18 protein-coding genes, 1 tRNA gene and 1 pseudogene are annotated in these 17,600 nt (G+C 62.6%); 16 read left to right on the top strand and 4 right to left on the bottom strand.

All coding sequences use genetic code 11. The features are described 5' to 3' along the window. Positions 1-269 precede the first annotated feature (269 nt). The 8 genes and pseudogenes from HMPREF1219_RS13440 to HMPREF1219_RS09495 form a co-directional block, all read left to right on the top strand. Positions 270-737: pseudogene (locus HMPREF1219_RS13440) on the top strand (HD domain-containing protein); the annotation flags it as partial. Between the two features lie 17 nt (positions 738-754). Beyond that, positions 755-1,174 (top strand): type I-E CRISPR-associated protein Cas7/Cse4/CasC, encoded by a 420-nt coding sequence (locus HMPREF1219_RS09520; RefSeq protein WP_016458713.1) that lies wholly within the window; start codon positions 755-757, stop codon positions 1,172-1,174. 3 nt (positions 1,175-1,177) lie between these two features. Next, positions 1,178-1,885, top strand: coding sequence for a type I-E CRISPR-associated protein Cas5/CasD (gene cas5e, locus HMPREF1219_RS09515; RefSeq protein ID WP_016458712.1), 708 nt, complete (start codon positions 1,178-1,180; stop codon positions 1,883-1,885). Beyond that, positions 1,882-2,544 carry a type I-E CRISPR-associated protein Cas6/Cse3/CasE gene (gene cas6e / locus HMPREF1219_RS09510; protein WP_016458711.1) on the top strand — a complete coding sequence of 221 codons (663 nt, stop codon included), beginning with the start codon at positions 1,882-1,884 and terminating at the stop codon, positions 2,542-2,544. The genes cas5e and cas6e overlap by 4 nt, the downstream gene beginning before the upstream one ends. 3 nt (positions 2,545-2,547) lie before the next feature. Further along, positions 2,548-3,486, top strand: a complete 939-nt coding sequence (gene cas1e, locus HMPREF1219_RS09505) for a type I-E CRISPR-associated endonuclease Cas1e (RefSeq protein ID WP_016458710.1) — start codon at positions 2,548-2,550, stop codon at positions 3,484-3,486. Continuing rightward, positions 3,483-3,824 carry a type I-E CRISPR-associated endoribonuclease Cas2e gene (gene cas2e / locus HMPREF1219_RS09500; RefSeq protein ID WP_016458709.1) on the top strand — a complete coding sequence of 114 codons (342 nt, stop codon included), beginning with the start codon at positions 3,483-3,485 and terminating at the stop codon, positions 3,822-3,824. The genes cas1e and cas2e overlap by 4 nt, the downstream gene beginning before the upstream one ends. Positions 3,825-4,056: 232 nt before the next feature. Continuing rightward, positions 4,057-4,212 carry a hypothetical protein gene (locus tag HMPREF1219_RS12885; protein WP_016458707.1) on the top strand — a complete coding sequence of 52 codons (156 nt, stop codon included), beginning with the start codon at positions 4,057-4,059 and terminating at the stop codon, positions 4,210-4,212. A gap of 30 nt (positions 4,213-4,242) precedes the next feature. Then, complete coding sequence (locus HMPREF1219_RS09495) at positions 4,243-4,968, top strand: aldose epimerase family protein (RefSeq protein WP_016458706.1); 726 nt, start codon at positions 4,243-4,245, stop codon at positions 4,966-4,968. 3 nt (positions 4,969-4,971) lie between these two features. Here HMPREF1219_RS09495 and HMPREF1219_RS09490 read toward each other — a convergent pair whose 3' ends face one another. After that, a complete protein-coding gene (locus HMPREF1219_RS09490; protein ID WP_016458705.1) occupies positions 4,972-5,505 on the bottom strand; it encodes a hypothetical protein in 534 nt (177 codons plus the stop codon). Between the two features lie 189 nt (positions 5,506-5,694). Here HMPREF1219_RS09490 and HMPREF1219_RS09485 point away from each other — a divergent pair, with 189 nt between their 5' ends. The 5 genes from HMPREF1219_RS09485 to efeB all read left to right on the top strand — a co-directional run bounded on the left by HMPREF1219_RS09485 (position 5,695) and on the right by efeB (position 12,338). Beyond that, a complete protein-coding gene (locus HMPREF1219_RS09485) occupies positions 5,695-7,308 on the top strand; it encodes a CTP synthase (RefSeq protein ID WP_016458704.1) in 1,614 nt (537 codons plus the stop codon). Positions 7,309-7,333: 25 nt separating this feature from the next. After that, the gene (locus HMPREF1219_RS09480) at positions 7,334-8,626 is read left to right on the top strand and encodes a threonine/serine exporter family protein (protein ID WP_016458703.1); all 1,293 of its coding nucleotides are present in this window, start codon (positions 7,334-7,336) and stop codon (positions 8,624-8,626) included. 377 nt (positions 8,627-9,003) lie between these two features. Next, complete coding sequence (gene efeU / locus HMPREF1219_RS09475) at positions 9,004-9,906, top strand: iron uptake transporter permease EfeU (RefSeq protein ID WP_245554445.1); 903 nt, start codon at positions 9,004-9,006, stop codon at positions 9,904-9,906. Then, entirely contained in the window at positions 9,903-11,087 is a 1,185-nt protein-coding gene (gene efeO / locus HMPREF1219_RS09470) for an iron uptake system protein EfeO (RefSeq protein WP_016458701.1), read from the top strand. The genes efeU and efeO overlap by 4 nt, the downstream gene beginning before the upstream one ends. After that, the gene (efeB, locus tag HMPREF1219_RS09465; protein WP_016458700.1) at positions 11,088-12,338 is read left to right on the top strand and encodes an iron uptake transporter deferrochelatase/peroxidase subunit; all 1,251 of its coding nucleotides are present in this window, start codon (positions 11,088-11,090) and stop codon (positions 12,336-12,338) included. A gap of 36 nt (positions 12,339-12,374) precedes the next feature. Here the strand turns inward: efeB and HMPREF1219_RS09460 are convergent, their stop codons facing one another. Next, complete coding sequence (locus tag HMPREF1219_RS09460) at positions 12,375-14,465, bottom strand: ABC transporter permease (protein WP_245554444.1); 2,091 nt, start codon at positions 14,463-14,465, stop codon at positions 12,375-12,377. Beyond that, positions 14,438-15,136, bottom strand: coding sequence for an ABC transporter ATP-binding protein (locus tag HMPREF1219_RS09455; RefSeq protein WP_040427526.1), 699 nt, complete (start codon positions 15,134-15,136; stop codon positions 14,438-14,440). The genes HMPREF1219_RS09460 and HMPREF1219_RS09455 overlap by 28 nt, the downstream gene beginning before the upstream one ends. On the opposite strand from HMPREF1219_RS09455, the gene HMPREF1219_RS09450 reads away from it, so the two are divergent. Together HMPREF1219_RS09450 and HMPREF1219_RS09445 are read left to right on the top strand one after the other, a co-directional pair. After that, positions 15,135-15,626, top strand: a complete 492-nt coding sequence (locus HMPREF1219_RS09450; protein ID WP_016458697.1) for a hypothetical protein — start codon at positions 15,135-15,137, stop codon at positions 15,624-15,626. The two genes, HMPREF1219_RS09455 and HMPREF1219_RS09450, sit on opposite strands and share 2 nt — an antisense overlap. A gap of 129 nt (positions 15,627-15,755) precedes the next feature. Next, positions 15,756-16,607, top strand: a complete 852-nt coding sequence (locus tag HMPREF1219_RS09445; RefSeq protein WP_016458696.1) for a 3-hydroxyacyl-CoA dehydrogenase NAD-binding domain-containing protein — start codon at positions 15,756-15,758, stop codon at positions 16,605-16,607. Positions 16,608-16,646: 39 nt separating this feature from the next. On the opposite strand, the gene HMPREF1219_RS09440 is transcribed toward HMPREF1219_RS09445, so the two are convergent. Then, positions 16,647-16,731 (bottom strand) — tRNA-Leu (locus tag HMPREF1219_RS09440). Between the two features lie 166 nt (positions 16,732-16,897). On the opposite strand from HMPREF1219_RS09440, the gene HMPREF1219_RS09435 reads away from it, so the two are divergent. Then, entirely contained in the window at positions 16,898-17,599 is a 702-nt protein-coding gene (locus tag HMPREF1219_RS09435) for an FHA domain-containing protein (protein ID WP_016458695.1), read from the top strand. Position 17,600 lies beyond the last annotated feature (1 nt).

Genomic DNA, 17,600 nt, shown 5'->3' with positions numbered 1-17,600 from the left:
CTAAGCAGGGACCGGAACAAACATAACCCACCCCAAAAGGGGAGAAACCATGAATCCTCGGGTCCCCAGCAGGGAACTGCCTAAACCGTAATGGGACGTGTCGAAAGGTAAGTCAAAGTTCGTAAACTAGGTGGACAGCTATTTAGCCCTTTCAATCCTCTTTCATGAACGTTCCCCCACCTGATATGACCATCCCCGTCGGGTAGTTTTCGAGAAATGTTCGGAAAAGCCCAAATTCGCGTAACTGCGATGCTTTACTATTTTGAAGTATGAGCCCACACCCTAAGAACGCTGATAACCGCACCTCAGTGGATGCTTTGGACGAGTTCTGCAACGCAGCGGAGAGGCTTGCAAGCTCATTTTCGGTCGAGTCCAGAGCGCTGTGGGCCAAAACACCGGAAAACCGTGAAGATAAATCGGGCGCGTATCTTTCGCTACCTCAGCATTTGATTGACTCGGCCTGTGTTGCTCTTGCGCTTACGCAGAGTTGGCTGAGCAATCAAACTTTAAGATTTTTGGAAGACGAGTCCGGTCTAGACAGCACGGCGATCCAATCCCTCATTACATTCGTCGCTGGAAGCCACGATATCGGCAAAGCAACATGTACATTCCAAACACAGCTAGAACCTCGTGGGGACATGAGCACGTACGCCGATCGTGTTCGTGCGGCGGGACTCGACCTCACAATGAGCCGTAGCGAATCCCGATTAATTAAGTTTCCTCACTCGGGTGCTTCACAAGCGATTCTCTTGGAATGGCTCGAAAATCATTCAACGCGCCCCATCGCGATGAGAAAGATGTGGCAAAGACGTGCGCGCTGCACTTCATCGACGCCTTCATCAAATCCATGCCCACCGGCAAGATCAACACCTTTGCCAACCAGACACTGCCAGAGCTTGTCTACATCGCGCTCCGCGATACACGCCCTGTGAGCCTCGTCAACGCCTTCGAGGAACCGGTAGCAGCAACCGCAACCACGGGACGTCGAGAAGCAGCAGCCGAGGCCATGGCGAAAGAAGAGAAGGAACTCGAGGAACAGTACGGATTCACACCCCGTGCGGCGTTTGTCCTGGGCCTCGGTGAGCTCCGAGACGCATTTGCCGACATCGCAAAAGAGACCACTCTGCCCGAGCTGGATGCCGTCCTCGAAGCAGCCTTGAACGAGGCGAACTAATCCATGACGCATTCGCTACTCCTACTGCTGAAAGGTCCCATGCAATCATGGGGTGACAGCAGCCGATATAAATCGCGAGAGACAGCGGCGGTGCCAACCAAATCGGGAATTCTCGGACTCATCGCAGCTGCTCAAGGCAGACGACGGAGCGATCCTCTTGAGGACCTCGCCCAGCTACGACTCGCCGTGCGGGTGGACCAACCGGGGACTCTTCTCCGCGACTATCAGACGGCACAGCACTGGCAGGTCAAAGAGGGCCCTGCGGAGCTCGTTACCCGCTATTATCTTGCCGATGCCGCCTTCGTCGCCGCAGTAGAATCCGACGACAGAACGCTACTCGAATCGATGGAAGAAGCACTGAGACACCCCAGGTTCCCGCTTTTCCTCGGCCGACGCTCATGCCCCGCACCAGCACGTCTGGTACTAGGTATCCGTGATACTGACGCTGTTCAGGCGCTTATCGACGAGCCGTGGCACGCCTCGCAGCACCACCGCAAAGCCCGCTCATTGCGGGTTTCGCTACCGATCCACCGTGACGCTCTCCCCGAGGAAACAAACGGAATCGCAGCGCGAGATGTTCCGATCAGCTTCTCACAAGAGCACCGCCAGTACGGATGGCGACGCGTGGTGATTGACAAGCGGACCGCAGACTTCGACAACGATGCTGCGCAGGAATCCGACAGGTTTTTTGAAACGGTGATCGAAGCATGACCACATTTACGAGAATCTACGTCAACCCGCAAAAACGCCAAGGGCGAAAAGTACTGATGAACCCGGAGGCTATGCACGCCGAGGTACGAGGGCTGTTCCCTCCCGATATTTCGACGGCAGACGCACGTGTTCTGTGGCGCCTCGACCAGCACGATCACGAGTACCAACTGTACATAGTCGGACCAGAGCGTCCGGAGACAGCTGAGCTCGCAGAGCGCATCGGATGGGCCACGCGCCCCGCACAAACCGCCGACTACGACAAGTTCCTACGAGCACTAACCAAGGGCCAAAAATGGAACTTCGCGTTAACAGCCAACCCGACCATCAGTGTCAAGGGCGACGGCAAACGCGGGAAATCAATCCCGCTGGTCAAACTTGATCAACAGATCAAGTGGCTCCAGGATCGCTCCGCAAAAAACGGGTTTTCCTTGTTCTCCGTCGAGGGCAGCGAGGCTCCCGACCTGCGAATCACTCGCCAGGAGGTTCTGCGGTTTTCTAAGGACCCCCGTTCCAGAAAAGCCACCGTGGCGTTAACCACGGCGCGCTTTGAGGGTTCCCTGGAAGTAACAAATTCGGATGCCCTCCGCACACTTCTCACCCAGGGCATAGGCAAAGGCCGAGCCTACGGCTTGGGCCTTATGACCCTGGCAAGGAGGTAACGAGTGCCCACCCCACGCCAGCTCCCGTTGGACAGGCAAGCACTCACCCGCATGGAGGAGCGCATCAGCTTCCTCTACGTGGAGCGCGCAATTGTCAATCGGGACGCAAACGCAATCACCATTTCGGATGAGCGTGGGGTGATCCATATCCCCGCCACGGCTCTGGCCGTACTTCTCCTCGGCCCGGGTACAAAAATCACGTACGCCGCCATGGCAATTCTTGGCGACTCCGGGGTCTCCACGTGCTGGGTCGGCGAAAAGGGTGTTCGCTATTACGCAAGCGGGCGTCCGCCCGCCAAAACATCCCGCTTTGCTGAGATCCAGGCGACGATAGTTTCAAACCAGCGTGCACGCCTCGCCTGCGCGCGGCGTATGTACGCGCAGCGGTTCCCCGATGACAACGTCGATACTGCCACGATGCAGCAACTTCGCGGGCGCGAAGGCGCCCGCATGAAGAAGATCTATCTCAGGGAATCGGCACGTACTGGGGTGCCGTGGGAACGACGCACGTACGATCCCGAAAATTTTGAACTTGGCGACCCCATAAACAAAACCCTCACTGCTGCCAACGCGGCGCTCTACGGAATAACCCACGCAGTTATTTGTGGGCTTGGGTTTGTTCCTGCTCTTGGTGTGGTCCACATGGGAACTGATCGCGCATTTGTGTACGACATTGCCGATTTATACAAGGCAGACATCACCATTCCGTGTGCCTTTGATGCCGTAGCCGCTGACCCGATGAATGCTCCACAGAATATTCGCGGGATAATCAGGGACAAGATAGTGGAAACGAAGCTTCTTCCACGGATGGTCAACGATCTGTACAGCCTCATGAATCTCTCCGATGACGAGGATCCGATCAACGCCGAACTATTCCTGTGGAATGAGATTTCCGCAATTCGTGCTGGCCAAAACTGGGCCGACGATGAGGCAACAAAATGATGGTCCTCGTTGTTTCTGCCTGCCCCGCAGGATTACGTGGTGACCTCACGAAGTGGCTCTTCCAGATTTCACCTACCGTATTTGTCGGGCGCCCCAGTGCACGCGTCCGGGAGGCGATCTGGGGCCGCACCGTTGAGCTTTGCAAGGATGGAACCGCGATCCTCGTGTGGAGTTCCGATAACGAGCAAGGCCTGGAATTTCGCACCCACCGAACCGAATGGCAACCCGCCGATTTCGACGGGCTCACCCTCATCCGTCGTCCGACGCACCGCACCCCGCCCCAGAGACGCACAGGCTGGAGCAAAGCGCGCATCATGAACCGAGCCCGCAGGAGGTGATAGCCAAGTTAACTCGCAGTCTCCCCCCAACCCACATTTTCCCCCTGGTTATCAAGGCTTTGCTCTGCACCTGCGGGGATGAGCCCGAAATCCCTCCACGTGATCGGAGGAGAGCCGGGAATGCCCTGCATGTGCGGGGATCCTGTACCGGAGTGTCGTGTAACCACACTTTGGCCAGCCGCAAGCAATTCCCTCACTAAAATCAATAGCTCATTCGTCCTGAGGAGTCCTCATGCCCAAAACGCTCATCAACCTCAGCAGTCCCTTCGATGAAGTTGGCAATTTCGATGCCGGAAAGCTATTCGAGCAAATCAGGGCATCTATTGAGGCGAGTGAGAAAGCTGAGGAGCCCAAGCCTGAGGGGCCCTCCCAGCCCGAGGACGAGTAGATCCCACCGCCCTCGACTACCCTGGGACCCATGACTACTGCCCCGAAAACGCTGACTTCCACCGAATCCGGCCGCACCGCCCTCACCATCGCCGATGGCCGGGCGCACCTGCTCTCCGCGGACTCGCGCCTGGGTGAGCTCCTGTACCTCTCGCCGGAGGCTGATTTCGCCGAGGGCGGCTCGATCCGGGGCGGCGTGCCGATCATCGCGCCGTGGTTCAACGATCTGACCGGCCAGGAGCCGGCGCATGGCTGGGCGCGTCGTCGCGCCTGGGAGTGCCAGGAGGTGCCGGGCGGCTTCGATTGTCGCATCCACCACGACGAGTGGGATTTTCGCCTGGGAATTCAGACCACGCCGAAGGGCTTCGCGATGATGCTCAAGGCGCGCAACGCGTCGAGCAAACGCCGCAACGTCCAGCTCGCATTCCACCCCTACTTCCGCGTCGCCGACATCACCTCCCCCACCGTCGAGGGCTACAGCTTCGATGGTTCGCTTGTCGACGACCGCACCACCGTCACCTCGCCCGTCACCGTCACTGATGGTCACCGTCGCATCATCGTCACGGGTCACGAGCATGACCACACCGTCGTGTGGAACCCGGGCACAAAGGTGCCAGGCGACATGCCTGCCGAGGATTGGCGCCACTTCGTGTGCGTGGAGCCGGCGCTGCTCGGTGAAGATCCGAGCACGGGCGTATCGCTGGCACCGTGGGAGTGGACGGAGATCGGGATGACGGTGAAGGTAGAGGAAATCTAGCCTTTACGGGCCGTAAATCCACTGGTTGTTAAGGCACATCATCATGCGTCCTTGATCGTCCTGTCCACCGTCGGCATCACAGTAGCCACCCTGGTGGGCAGTCCCTACGCCACGTGGCTTGGGACCGTAAACCCAGCGAAAATCACGCCCGCCGTAAACGCACACCAAGTTGAAGCCGTCGGCACCCACTGTCGGTTGTAGTACCTGGTTTTCAGTGCAGAGGTCGTTGTACATCGGCGCCTGCGGTGCAGGCGCAGGTGCAGGCGGAGCGGGAGCCGGGGCAAACGGGTTGGGCGGCATCCCTTGGGACACGGCCCACGCGCCACCGGCGGCGAGGAGGCCGAGGATGGCGGCGATGGAGCTCACCGCGATGACGGCGGTGCCACCGGGGGTGAGGGTCTCGCCGTCGGACTCGTAAAAGAATTCGTCGGCGGAACTGGACTGGGTGGGAGCGGGTGATTCGGCGGAGGCCGGGGCGACCACGCCTCCCGCGAGTGTTGCGGCGACGGCGAGGGTCCCAAGAATTTTCTTAGTCATAATCACATTATTTCCACACCGATTACGCGTCATGACGTCTTTTCGAACACCCTTTTCACCTGCCGATTTGCGTGAAAAATAGCAAAAATTGTTATACTGGAGTCCCGTGGTTGTTGACTAACAAGCCGCGGTTTTTTTGTTGTCATCCACAACGCAACTGTCCCTTCACATCCCCTTTTGGAGACTGCTATGACAACTTCCCGTCCCACCAAATTCATCTTCGTCACCGGCGGTGTGGTGAGCTCCCTAGGCAAAGGCCTCACCGCCGCGAGCCTCGGCCGGCTGCTCATCTCCCGGGGACTACGGGTCACCATGCAGAAGCTCGACCCGTACCTCAACGTTGATCCGGGAACGATGAACCCATTTGAGCACGGCGAAGTGTTCGTCACCGACGACGGTGCGGAGACCGACCTCGATCTCGGGCACTACGAGCGGTTCTTGGGCCGCAGCCTGACCAAGAAGTCGAACGTCACCACGGGCAAGGTGTACTCCACCGTCATCGCCAAGGAACGCCGCGGCGAGTTCCTGGGAAAGACCGTGCAGGTCATCCCCCACATCACCGACGAGATCAAGTCCCGCATCCGGTCCATGGCGGACGACGACGTGGACGTAGTGATGTGCGAGATCGGCGGCACCGTGGGGGACATCGAATCGCAGCCGTTCCTCGAGGCGGTGCGCCAGCTCCGACACGAGCTGGGGCGGGACAACACGCTGTTCATCCACTGCTCCCTCGTACCGTACCTGGCACCCTCCGGGGAGCTGAAGACCAAGCCCACGCAGCATTCGGTGGCGGAGCTTAGAGGCATTGGCATCGTGCCCGACGCGCTCGTGCTGCGCTGCGACCGCGAGGTACCCGAGGAGCAGAAGAACAAGATCGCGCTCATGTGCGACGTGGAGCGCGAGGGTGTGGTCGATTGTCCCGACGCGCCGAGCATCTACGACATTCCGGACGTTTTGTACAAGCGGCATTTGGACACATTCGTCGTCGACAAGCTAGGACTACCCTTCCGTGACATTGACTGGACGGTGTGGGGTGACCTGCTGAAACGTGTCCACGAGCCCAAGGGTGAGGTGACCGTGGGCGTCGTGGGGAAGTACATGGACCTGCCGGACGCGTACCTTTCGGTGGCGGAGGCGCTGCGGGCCGCGTGCTTCGCGCAACACAAGAAAGCCAATATTCGGTGGATGCGCTCCGATTCAGAGACGTTGAAGGACGAACTGGCCGAGCTGGACGCGATGGTCATTCCCGGCGGGTTTGGCGCCCGCGGAGTGGAGGGCAAGATCAACGCGATCACGTGGGCCCGCACACACAACCTGCCCACTCTGGGCATCTGCCTGGGCCTGCAGGCGATGGTCATCGAGGCGGCCCGGGCCAACGGCATCGAGGGCGCCACCTCCACCGAGATCGACCCCGAGGCCACCGAGCCCGTCATCTCCACCATGGCTGAGCAGGAGGAGGCCGTGCGCGGCAAGGCGGACCTGGGCGGCACCATGCGGCTCGGCGCGTACCCCGCGGCGCTCGCGGAGGGATCGATTGTGGCCCAGTTGTACGGCACCCGCGCGGTGTCCGAGCGCCACCGCCACCGCTACGAGGTGAATAACGCCTACCGAGATCGGCTCGGCGAGCTTGTGATTTCGGGCACGTCCCCGGACGGGCAGCTGGTGGAATATGTGGAATACCCGCGGGAGATTCACCCGTTCATGGTGGCCACGCAGGCTCACCCCGAGTACACTTCCCGGCCCACCGCGCCGAACCCGCTGTTTGCTGGTCTCATCGATGCTGCGGTACAACGTAGGGGTTAACAGTACCTATGTAGGGAGGCGGTTTGTGACTGGAAGCGATCAGCACCGGATGGGCGTGGAGGCCGACGCGGTGCTGCGCCTGGGCATGCTGTACATGGGGGCGGGCACCGGCGGCTACCGCGTCATCCGCGGGATGAAGCGGGCCGGTCGCGCGCTCGGCTTCGATCGGCTCGACGCGAACATCGCCGTCACCACCATCACCTGCACGTTTCACAAGGGGGCCGAGTTCCGCACGGTGGTCGCCTCGCAGGACAGCCCCGGCGTGGACGCCTCCCGCATCGAGGCACTGGAGACGCTGACGCACACGATCCGCCACCGGATCACCGCCGAGTGGCTGAACGCCCGCCTCGACGAGATCGAAACCGGGGTGGTCAAGCGCTGGTCGCTGCCGCTCCTCGTGGTCGCCGCAGGCCTCGCGTGCGCGAGCTTTGCGGTGCTCAACCACTTTTCGCTTGTCGACGCCCTCGTGGTCGCCGTTTCCGCGGCGGCCGGGCAGTTCGTCCGTGGCAGCTTGGCCCGCAAGAAGGCCCGGCAGCTGGCCTCCGTCTCCGCCGGCGCGGTCACCGCGTGCCTCACGTTCTGGGTGGTCATCCAGCTGCTGGGGCTCGCGGGTGTGGTTAGCGCCCAGGCGGCGGCGCCAGGGTTTGTCGCCTCCGTGCTTTTTGTTGTCCCGGGGTTTCCGCTGTTCTCGGCCATGATCGACCTGTCCCGCTTCGACTTCGCCGCCGGCATTTCCCGGCTGTTTTACGCGGTGACGCTCATCGCCGCGGCGACGCTGTCGGTGGCTCTGGTGAGCTGGGTGACGGGCCTGGAACCGCCCACCCACGTGCCGCAGGTGGGCGACCCGCGGTTTTTCATCCGGGCCGGGTTCGCGAGCTTCATCGGCATCTCCGGGTTCGCGCTGTTGTTCAACTCCTCCCGCCGGATGGTGCTCATCGCCGCGACGACGGGGACGGTGGGCAACTTGGCCCGCCTCGCGCTCATCTACGCCGGAGCGACGGCCTACGCCGGGGCGTTCGTTGGCGGGCTGACCATCGGGCTGCTCGGCTGGGTGGCGGCGAAGAAGGCGCGGATCCCGCGCACGACAACGACGATCCCCGCGGCCGTCATCATGATTCCGGGCCCGAGTATGTTCGCCTCCATTTACGCGCTCAACGTGGGCGACATGCAGCTCGGCGTCACCGCCGCGGCGACGGCCGTGCTCACGGTGCTGTCCATCGGCACGGGGATGGTGGTGGCCCGGATGCTCACGGATCGGGCGTGGCTGTACGGTCAGCACATTGATTTGGATGCACCCTTGCCACCGCCGGCAAGTTAGGGTAGCCTTAGTTGCGTTCGGACGTGACACACGACCGCACACCGATTACCCCGTCACGGGTAGTAGTCACCCTCGATCGCGGTCGGCACCTCCAGTAACGGCAGCGTTCACCCCGCATTTGGTTGCTTCGCGTAAGCAACGCCTTTGACTCAAAAAGGCCAGTGCACAATTTTCGTACGAATGGCGTGCGGTGCCTGGGAAGCTTGTTGCTAGTCTCTTCCCGGGTGTCGCGCGCCATTCGTATAAGTAGGGACATTCACCGCCATATAGGTGACGTATACACACTTGTACGGCTAAAGCGAACTTGCTCACAGGTTACTTTTAGGGTAGCCTTACCTACTGCCAAATGAATTTTTGGCATGTGAATAGTGTCTCACGTGGAAAAGACTACCTCGATGTTCCTAGCTAACTTTCTCATCGCCCTGCGCGAAGGCGTAGAGGCCTCACTCGTAGTGGGAATCCTTGTAGCCACGTTGGTGAAAACCGGACGCCGCGATATCCTCCCCAAGCTCTGGCTGGGAGTGATCCTCGCCGCCGTCATTCCGCTCGGTGCCGGCGCTTTCATGACATGGGGCCCGTACACGCTCACCTTCCAGGCACAAGAGGTCCTCGGCGGAACGCTGTCCATCGTCGCCATGCTCATGCTCACATGGATGATCTTCTGGATGGCGATGCACGCCCGGAATATGTCCTCCAACCTGCGCGCGCAGGCGACGGAGGCGTTGAAGTCCGGCAGCGGCTGGTCGCTCGTGTGGATCGCCATTATCAGCGTGGGCCGCGAAGGCGTGGAAACGGCCATCTTCGTGTGGGCCACCGTCAAGGCCACCTCGCAGGGCGGCTTCTGGCAGCCCACCGCCGGCGTAGTCACCGGGCTCATCGTGGCCATCGTCATCGGCTGGCTCGTATACAAGGGCACCGCGAAGATTAACCTCTCCACGTTCTTCTTCGCCACCGGCATCCTGCTCATCATCGTGGCCGCGGGAATCGTCTCCTACGGCATTGGTGACCTGCAGGAAGCAGGCGCCATCCCAGGCTGGGGTGTCACCATCTACGACGTTTCCGGCTACTTCGACGGCCACATCCCGTTCCTGGACGCTACCAGCTGGTGGTTTGTCCTCCTCGAGGCCATGTTCAACGTCAACCTTGCACCCACCCACCTTCAGTTCTTCGGGTGGCTGGTGTACCTGGTGATCGTTATCCCATTGTTTATTGTCAAAACCCGGAGCCCTAAGAAGACCCCGGCTACAACCCCTGCACCCGAAAGGTCTACAGCACAATGAAAAACAATCGCATGCTCGCCCTGCTCAGCGTCGGCGCAGTCGTCCTTCCGCTGACGCTCAGCGGCTGTGTTGCGAACAACCCCGAGGGTGGCGACAGCACCGCCGCCGACGGCAACGCTCCCATCGAGGTGACCATCACCGACGACACCTGCGAGGTCTCCACCAACGAGGTGCCCTCCGGGCGAATCAACTTCAAGCTGGTGAACAAGGGCACCGTGCGCAACGAGTTCGAGATCCTCGCCCCCGATAAGCTCCGCATCGTGGGCGAGCGCGAGAACCTCGGCCCCGGCACCACCACCGATTACACCGTGCTGCTTGAGCCGGGCGACTACGTCACCGCCTGCAAGAAGAACATGATCGGCTCGCTCGTGGGCGACAAGCCGTTCACCGTCACCCAGGGTGAGGCCGTCGAGATCGCCGCCGATGAACAGCAGGTCATTGACGACGCGGTGACCAACTACACCGCCTACGTTAAGGATCAGTCCGGCCAGCTCCTCGAGGCCACCAAGGCGTTCGCCGCCGCGTACGTTGCCGGCGACACCGAGAAGGCCAAGGAGCTCTACCCCACCGCCCGCATGTACTACGAACGCATCGAGCCCACCGCCGAGGCTTTCGGCGACATCGACCCGGCGCTGGACGAGCGCGAAGCCGATTACCAGGAAGCCGACGACACCGAGGGTCGCGAGTGGACCGGCTGGCACAAGGCCGAGAAGGACCTGTGGGATACCCCGCTGAGCCAGGACGAGCGTCAGAAGACCGCCGACCAGCTCGTCGCGGATACCCAGAAGCTCTACGACCTCGTCTACTCCGATGACTTCTCCATCAACATCGACGACATCTCCAACGGCGCCATCTCGCTTCTGGAGGAGGTTGCCACCACGAAGATCACCGGCGAGGAAGAGGCCTTCAGCCACACCGACCTGTACGATTTCCAGGCCAACCTCGAGGGCGCCAAGGTTGCCTACGGCAACGTGGAAGCCCTGGCCAAGAAGAAGGATCCGGAGCTGGCTGACACCATCTCGGCCCGCATGGATGCCCTGCAGCAGGAGCTGGACAAGTACAAGTCCGGCAACGGCTACGTTTCCTACACCGATCTCAACGATGCCCAGCGTCGCGAGCTGTCCGACCTTGTCGACGCCCTGCGTGTCCCGCTGGCCAAGCTCACGGAGGCTATTGTCTAAATGTCTAACGAACTGTCACGCCGCTCAGTACTCCTAGGAATGGGCGGCGGAGTCGCAGCGCTAGGACTGAGCGGGTGCAGTTCCGACGGCACCGCCAAGGCTGGCGGCTCCGCTGGTGCCTGCGACATGTCACAGACCGTGGAGTTCCGCGGCGATCACCAGTCCGGTATCCTCACCCCGGCCCAGCAGCAGATGATCATGGTCGCCTTCGACATGGTGGCCACCCGCAAGGAAGACCTCATCAAGCTGCTCACGGACTGGACGCTTGCCGCCGAGCGGATGCAGGCCGGCGACCCCGTCAACGACCCCAAGGTCCGCGACGACGTGCCGCCTGACGACACCGGCGAGGCAATGGGCCTGGAACCGGCCTCCCTCTCCATTACTTTCGGCTTTGGCGCCTCCCTGTTTGACAAGTTCAAGCTGGAGCACCGTCGCCCGAAGACGCTGACCAAGGGAATACCCCGGATGGCCGCGGAGAAGCTCGATCCCACCAAGGGCTCGACCGACCTCGTGGTGCAGATCTGCGCCGAGGACCCGATGGTGGTGCTGCACGCCATGCACCAGTTCAAGCGCCTCGCCTTTGGCCTGGCCTCGGTGCGGTGGATGCAGCTGGGCTACGGGCGCACCTCGTCTACTTCGAAAGACCAGGAGACGCCCCGAAACTTCTTCGGGTTCAAGGACGGCACGAGCAACATCAAGGCTGAGGATTCGGACGAGGAGCTCAACAAGCACCTGTGGATCCAGCCGGAAGATGATGGTGGCGACTGGGCCGCCGGCGGTTCGTACCTGTGCATCCGCAAGATCCACATGATGATGGAGGTGTGGGACGAGCTTATCCTCTCCGAGCAGGAGAAGACCATCGGGCGCAATAAGCTCGAGGGCGCGCCACTGTCCGGCGGCGAGGAGTTCACCGACCCCAACTTCACTGCCACTGACGATGATGGTGCCCCGCTCATCGACGTGGACTCGCACATCGCGATCGTCCACCCCGATCACAACGGCGGGCACCGGTTGCTGCGACGTGGCTACAACTACACCGAGGGCCTGACGGACCTCGGCAGGTTGGACGCGGGCCTGTTCTTCATCGCCTACGTCCGTGACCCCGCAGAAAGCTTCATCCCGATCCTGCAGCGCATGGCTACCGATCAGATGACCGAGTACCTGCAACACACCGCCTCGGCGATGTACATCATGCCGCCGGGTATTGGAAAGAACGACTCGTACGTGGGGCAAAAGCTCCTCGAGAGTTAGCTGGGTGAAGGGGCGCGGGCAACCGCGCCCCTTTTCTTATGCGATCGCCACGGCTGCGATGAAACCTCCGGCCCACGTGCCTACGGCGTAGCCCGCCACCGCTGCCGGGACGGCGAGGAGGAGAAGCTCGAGGGCCATGACGCCGGCGCTGCCCGCGGGGGTGAGCCCCAGCGTGTTGATGAGCGCGCGGTCCTTGGCCCGCTCCCGCCAGGAGAGAAGAATCGTGCTCGCGATGCCCACGGCGGCGACTGCGAGCGCCACGAGACTCATGAGGCGGCTGATGGTGAGGATTCGCTCCACCATGGCGACGGTGTCGTTCCTCCACCCGAACGCATCCCACATGGTCACAGGGGTGGGGCTGTCAGCCGCGATGTCACGCACCGCGTTGGTCACTGCGGGTTCCTGCACCGCGTCCCCTTCCATCCGGACGAAGATGGTGGTCGCCCTCCCTTCTCGCTTGTCGACGAGTGATTCGTCCACAAGCGTTACCGCGTTATTCGTACGCACCGTGGGCAGCTGGGTCTCCAGGCTCGCACCGCGTGCGAGACTCACCTTCCCCTCGGCGATCGGGGTGCGCAGCACGGGCGAGTGCGGGTCGATGGCGAACCCCTCCTTCACGTGCGACGGGGTGTCCACGGCCGCCACCCCGGGCGCAGCACGCAACTGGGCGACGAGGTCCGCGTCGACAAGCCCGGAAAGCGACGTGACGGTGACGTCGACGGCCCCCTGCCGGGATGCCACATCGGTGAAATGGTTCCGAAGCAAAGTGGAACCGGTGTGGACCGCCGCGACGAGCGCGACGGCGACCGTGACGATCCCGATGATCGCCGCCGAGCGGGCCCACTGCCGTGACGCGTAGCCCAACGCCAGGCCAAGGCGCGCCGACGGCACGCGCACACGCAAGACGGCGGGAATGATAAGGGCGGCCAGCGCGGCGACAGCGAGGGTGATAAACCCGCCGTGGGCGACCGCGTACAGCACGCCTCCACGCCCCCGCACCGCCGCGGCTGCCATCACGAAACCGACGGCGGCCACGCCACACGCCACCGTTAAACCACGCGACTGCACCCCAGCGATGCTGTCCAGGGCCGACCGGCGTGTGGAGCTCGCCGCCGCCGGCAGCGCGGACACCACCGTCACCAGGGTGCCCGCAATCCCGATCGCCACAAGCCACGGCGTGGGCAACCCCACCGATGTCAACGGAACACGGATACCGAGAGTCCCCGCGAGCTGCGCCGCGTACCGGGCCACGACGATCCCGAGCGGCACGCCAACCACCGAGCCGAGAACCCCGAGCACGAACGCTTCCAGACCCAACGATGCTACCACACCCGGTGTGGACGCACCGATCGCCCGCACCAGGCCCAGCTCCCGCACCCGCGCACCGGTGATGACGGACATCGCCGAGTAAATGGTCAGCGCTGCGACGATCGCTACCACGACGGTGAACGCCGTGAGTAGCAGGAAGTACTTACTGCGGGCCGAGAAGTACCGGTCTGTCAGGCTAGCGACGTGCTCGGCCACGGTCTCCCCGCCCTCGAGCGGCACCGTGGAACGGGTCTCGCCGGTCGGGCGGTCGGTGGGCGACCAGGTGGCCAGGGCCGCGTTGTCAGCGATGAGCCCGGCGCCGCCGCTCACGAGCTCCGCTGCCCCCGGCGCGACCCGGCCCACGACGGTGGCGTGCACGTCGGTGCCCCCGAACCGAAGCGTCACGTCTGCACCGATCGGCGGGGTATCACCGGTGGTGGCGACCTCCGCCTCGCCGTGCGGAAGTCGGCCCGCTGTCACCTCACGCCACTGCAGCGGCCCCTCGGTGACGCCCGTGACTGTGACGGAGGAGTACAGGTTTCCTTTCTCCAGCAGCGCCACCTGGGTGACGCGGTCGAAGACGGCACCGGGCGGCAGCTCCGCGGGTGGCTGCCCGGTGCGCACGTACTCAACGTGTGAGTACGGGGCCGCAAACGTGGAGTTGACGGCGGATTGGACGGTGAGCCCCACTGCCGCGGCGGCGACGGTGAGGGCGACGGAGGCGACGACGGCCGCAAGCAGCCCCACGTAGCGCAGCGGGTGGCGCAGCAGCTGGGCGAGGGCAAGGCGGATCACTGCAGCCGCCCGTCTTTCATGCACAGCACCCGGTCGCCGCGGGAGGCCGCGGCCTCGTCGTGGGTGATGAGGAGAAGCGTTTGCCCGAGGTCTGTGACCAGCCCTCGGAACAGGGTGAGGACATCGTTGCCCGTGGCGGAGTCGAGGTTGCCGGTGGGCTCGTCGGCAAAGATGATGCGTGGGCGGGCGAGCACGGCCCGGCCCACAGCGACGCGCTGGCGCTGTCCACCGGAGAGTTCCCGGGGCAGGTGGGTGAGCCGCCCACCGAGGCCCAACGTGTCCACGACGCGCTCGAACCATTCCTTTTCTACGCGCGTGTGAGCGAGGCGCAGCGGCAACAGGAGATTATCTTTCACAGTGAGGACGGGCACGAGGTTGAACTCCTGGAACACGATGCCCACATCGGTACGGCGCATCCGGGCCCGGGCGGACTCGCTAAGGCCCGTGATCTCTTTCTCCCCGATCCACACCCGGCCGCTGGTGGGCACGGTGAGCCCCGACAGCACGTTCAGCAGCGTCGACTTCCCGCTTCCCGACGCCCCCATCACCGTGGTCCACTGCCCCTCGGCGATCTCCACATTCACGTTGTTGAGCGCCGTGACAGCATGCTCCCCGGAGCCATAACGCATGGTCACGCCCTCCGCACGCACGGCGGTGTTACGCGTGTGACGATTGTTGTCTATACTCTGCTCCATGAATAAGAAAGTACGCGTTGGAATCGTTACGTGCACCTTAGCTGCTACGTTGGCCGCGCCGGTGGCTAACGCCGATGTCATCGACAAGGCCCTGGCGGCCGTGCCCGCTGGGCAGATTTCGTGCGCCCAGGCATCCAAGTACTGGACCACGACCGCCGACTACAACGCAAAGGTGGCGCAGGCGCGCGCCGTGGCCGCCTTCGATCCCCGCGGCGGGCAGATCCTCGCCGCACTGGGTCGCATCGACGAAGCGGCGAACCGCTGCGGGCTGAAGAACGGTACGGCGAATACCCCGGCTGCGCCAGCAGCTCCCGCCACCACCGAGGTCACGGGCCTGCAGCCCTCCCCCGCACCGGAAGGCACCGCGGTGACGAGCTCCGGGCAGCCCGCCAACCAGGTGTTCATTCCCGTCATCAACCAGTGGATGACCATTCCGGACCTCATCCAGATTGTGAAGAAGTTCCTCGCCGGCTTTGGCATCACGCTGTAAATAAGGAATTTCTTTTCCTCACCGGCCACCCGCTCCTGCGCGTTTGCGACCCCGTGTTCAACGGGGGCAAGCGCGTTTATTATTTTCTCGTTATCCAAAAGCGCCGGGGAGCCGATTAAAATTTGTGCCATGGACACTGTGCTCATTGTAGGAACCGGACTCATTGCGATATCGTTCGCGGAGCGTTTCCTGGCCCACGGCTGGGACGTGCGCATGACCAACGTCAACCCGAAGCGGAAGCAACTGGTGGAAGAACACTTTCACGGGAAGGTGAGCTTTTCCACGTCGCTCACGGAGGCGGCCCGGGGCGTGGACTTTGTGCAGGAGGCGGCGCCGGAGCGGTTGGAGCTCAAGCGGGAGCTGTTCGCGGAACTCGCGGGGGCGACGGGGGATGGAACCGTGCTCGCGTCGTCGACAAGCGCGATACTGCCGTCACAAATCGCGGAGGGCAACCCGGCGGCCGGGCGGATCCTCATCGGGCACCCGTTCACACCGCCGGCGCTCATGCCCGTGCTCGAGATCGTTCCCGGCCCGCAGACCTCCAGCGAAGTAGTGGAGCGGGCCCGGAACGTATACCGCGGGATCGGGCTCGACCCCTCCGTGCTGAAGAAGGAGATTCCCGGGTTCGTGGGCAACCGCATCCAAAAGGTCATCATGTGGGAGCTCATCGGGCTCGTGCAGTCCGGCGTGGTGGATGTCACCGAGGCGGACCGGATCGTGCGCAACTCGCTCGGGCTGCGCTACGCGGCGGTGGGCCCGTTTGAGGCCAACCAGCTCGGCGGCGGCGAGCGCGGGATCCGCGGACTGTTTGCCAACATCGCCGGAAACTGGGACGAAACGCTCACGGCGCTCCAGCCAGACCTCACGGACATGGACGGGATCTTCGACGCGGCGGAACGGGCCTACGGCGGCCCGGGGCGCGCGGAGCGGCGCGACCGGATGCTGCGCGGCTTCCTTGAGGTGCGGGAGCAGGAAAAATAAAAATCCCGGAGCCGTGAAGACTCCGGGATTGTGAAAACGTGGGCGAAGGGGGACTTGAACCCCCACGTCCTTATCGGACACTGGCACCTGAAGCCAGCGCGTCTGCCAATTCCGCCACTCGCCCGAGTGACAGCGTCTAACGCTGTGGACTTGTCAAAGATAGCACGCTACCAGGGTATTACCCAAACTGCCAGGTGGACGCGATAAAATCAGTTTTTGACCGTGGCTTCTATACTGGTAGTTTCACAATAGTTACATGCCGGACGGTTCAAGAAAGGTTGGAAAAGAGCATGTCGTTTCTGGGACGAATTGCCAAGCTGGACTCCGCCATGCAGCGTGGCTTGGACAACGGCATGGCGCTGGTCTTTGGCGGCCGTGTTGTGCCTGCGGAAATAGAGGAACTGCTCAAGCAGGAGGCCTCCGACAACGCGGTGCGCACATACGAGGGCGAACTGGAGTGCCCGAACCTGTTCACCCTGTCCGTCTCCGACAAGGACTTTGCCAACCTCACGGAAAACTACGGCGACCTGCCCTCCACCCTGGCGGGGCAGCTGCAGCGGTTCTTCCGCAACTCCGGGTGGGCCACACAGGGCCCGGTGTGCGTGCAAGTGAAGGCCGACAAGGACCTCCACACCGGCCAGCTCAAGGCCACGAGCGCCTCCACCAACCAGGAGTACCGCAGCGGCTTCGCGGGCCAGAAACCGCGCGTCAACCTGTTGCTGCAGGACGGTTCCTCGCGGACGTACACGGTGCACGAGGGCTCGAACATCATCGGCCGGTCGGCGGACGCGGACCTGCAGCTGCCGGACACGGGTGTGTCCCGCAGCCACGCGGAGATCACATGGGACGGGTACGACGCAGTGCTTGTGGATATGGAGTCCACGAACGGTACGGTGGTAAATAATCAGCCAATTGAGAATTGGATGTTGGCCGATGGAGATGTGATCCAGGTGGGTCATAGCCTCATAGAAGTGCGGATCACGGGAGCGTAGT

Origin of the sequence: Corynebacterium pyruviciproducens ATCC BAA-1742 (assembly GCF_000411375.1) — a bacterium.
Taxonomy (GTDB): Bacteria; Actinomycetota; Actinomycetes; order Mycobacteriales; family Mycobacteriaceae; genus Corynebacterium; species Corynebacterium pyruviciproducens.
This window is presented reverse-complemented; position numbering and strand designations above follow the sequence as displayed.

Bases quoted from the DNA above. Each gene is read 5' to 3' on its own strand.
- HMPREF1219_RS09490 (WP_016458705.1), bottom strand. From the start codon at position 5,505: ATGACTAAGAAAATTCTTGGGACCCTCGCCGTCGCCGCAACACTCGCG.
- HMPREF1219_RS09495 (WP_016458706.1), top strand. From the start codon at position 4,243: ATGACTACTGCCCCGAAAACGCTGACTTCCACCGAATCCGGCCGCACC.
- HMPREF1219_RS09455 (WP_040427526.1), bottom strand. From the start codon at position 15,136: ATGGAGCAGAGTATAGACAACAATCGTCACACGCGTAACACCGCCGTG.
- HMPREF1219_RS09435 (WP_016458695.1), top strand. From the start codon at position 16,898: ATGTCGTTTCTGGGACGAATTGCCAAGCTGGACTCCGCCATGCAGCGT.
- cas6e (WP_016458711.1), top strand. From the start codon at position 1,882: ATGACCACATTTACGAGAATCTACGTCAACCCGCAAAAACGCCAAGGG.
- HMPREF1219_RS12885 (WP_016458707.1), top strand. From the start codon at position 4,057: ATGCCCAAAACGCTCATCAACCTCAGCAGTCCCTTCGATGAAGTTGGC.
- efeO (WP_016458701.1), top strand. From the start codon at position 9,903: ATGAAAAACAATCGCATGCTCGCCCTGCTCAGCGTCGGCGCAGTCGTC.
- HMPREF1219_RS09485 (WP_016458704.1), top strand. From the start codon at position 5,695: ATGACAACTTCCCGTCCCACCAAATTCATCTTCGTCACCGGCGGTGTG.
- cas2e (WP_016458709.1), top strand. From the start codon at position 3,483: ATGATGGTCCTCGTTGTTTCTGCCTGCCCCGCAGGATTACGTGGTGAC.
- HMPREF1219_RS09520 (WP_016458713.1), top strand. From the start codon at position 755: ATGGCTCGAAAATCATTCAACGCGCCCCATCGCGATGAGAAAGATGTG.
- HMPREF1219_RS09450 (WP_016458697.1), top strand. From the start codon at position 15,135: ATGAATAAGAAAGTACGCGTTGGAATCGTTACGTGCACCTTAGCTGCT.
- efeB (WP_016458700.1), top strand. From the start codon at position 11,088: ATGTCTAACGAACTGTCACGCCGCTCAGTACTCCTAGGAATGGGCGGC.
- HMPREF1219_RS09445 (WP_016458696.1), top strand. From the start codon at position 15,756: ATGGACACTGTGCTCATTGTAGGAACCGGACTCATTGCGATATCGTTC.
- cas5e (WP_016458712.1), top strand. From the start codon at position 1,178: ATGACGCATTCGCTACTCCTACTGCTGAAAGGTCCCATGCAATCATGG.